Source organism: [Flexibacter] sp. ATCC 35208 (assembly GCF_001975825.1).
Classification (GTDB): domain Bacteria; phylum Bacteroidota; class Bacteroidia; order Chitinophagales; family Chitinophagaceae; genus Chitinophaga.
The window spans coordinates 1-1,127 of sequence record NZ_MTKN01000185.1 but is presented as its reverse complement, the minus strand read 5'-3'; the positions used below and the strand labels follow the sequence as shown (position 1 = coordinate 1,127).

At 47.2% G+C, this 1,127-nt stretch carries 1 protein-coding gene; it reads right to left on the bottom strand.

Annotation, left to right across the window (positions count from 1 at the left end):
* On the bottom strand, positions 1 to 1,127 hold a 1,127-nt coding region (locus BW716_RS34975), incomplete at both ends, for a non-ribosomal peptide synthetase (protein ID WP_143709235.1).

Sequence of the window (1,127 nt, the reverse complement as noted above, 5' to 3'; positions counted from 1 at the left end):
TGCGCTGCAGAAAGTGCATAGCTATCTTTTAGGCCTATCACAGGGATAGATGTATATTCTTCTTTCAACGCATTGCTGATAAGCAAAGCTTGTCGCTCCAATACAGTATGCAGCAACAAATCTTTCAACCCTACTCTCACTCCCATTTCTTTAAAGATCCTGCTGGCAAGCCGCGTTGCCTTCAGGCTATGTCCGCCCAATTCAAAAAAGTCGTCGTAAACACTCGCCTGGTGTACGTCAAGCAAATCCTCCCAGATCTTTACCAGCTGATGTTCTACAGCCGTACGGGGGCCCATATGATGATGTTCCTTTTCTACCGATCGGTTGTCTGGTAAAGGCAACCGCTTACGGTCTGTTTTCCCGCTGCTTGTCAGAGGAAACTGCTCCAGCGCTATAAAGTAGGCAGGTATCATGTAAGCAGGAAGGAACTGCGCAAGATGATCCTTTAGCGTTGCTTCGGGTATCAATTCCTTACAGCTGAAGTAAGCCAGTAATTCCTGGTCAGTATCTTTTAGATGACGGGCTATTACCACTGCATCATGAATACCAGGGAAACTCTTTAATGTGTTTTCAATTTCTCCCAGTTCTATACGGTAACCTCTGATTTTTACCTGGTCATCGGCTCTTCCCAGGTACTCTATATTCCCGTCTGGTAACCAGCGACCAATATCTCCCGTACGATACATCCGCACTCCGTTCAAATAGGGATGACTGATAAAACGGCTGGCTGTCAGCTCCGGACGATTCAGATAACCACGCGCCAGACCAGCGCCCGCTATATACAGCTCGCCTGCAATACCCTCCGGCACAAGGCATAAATGATTGTCCAAAACGTACATCGAGGTATTCCAGATCGGTCGTCCTATCGGTATACGATCATCTCCTGCATGAGTGCTGTACGCCGTAACATCTATCGATGCCTCCGTAGGACCATACAGGTTATATAACGGTACCTCCGGAAGTAAAGAATACCAGTGAGAAACGGTCTCCGCTGATAAGGCCTCGCCACTTGTTATCACTTTACGTAAACTACCCAAACGACACAACTGCTCTACATCACTCCCCACAGAGGCTATAAACGCATTCAGCATACTCGGCACAAAATGTAAATTACTAACCTGCTCTGC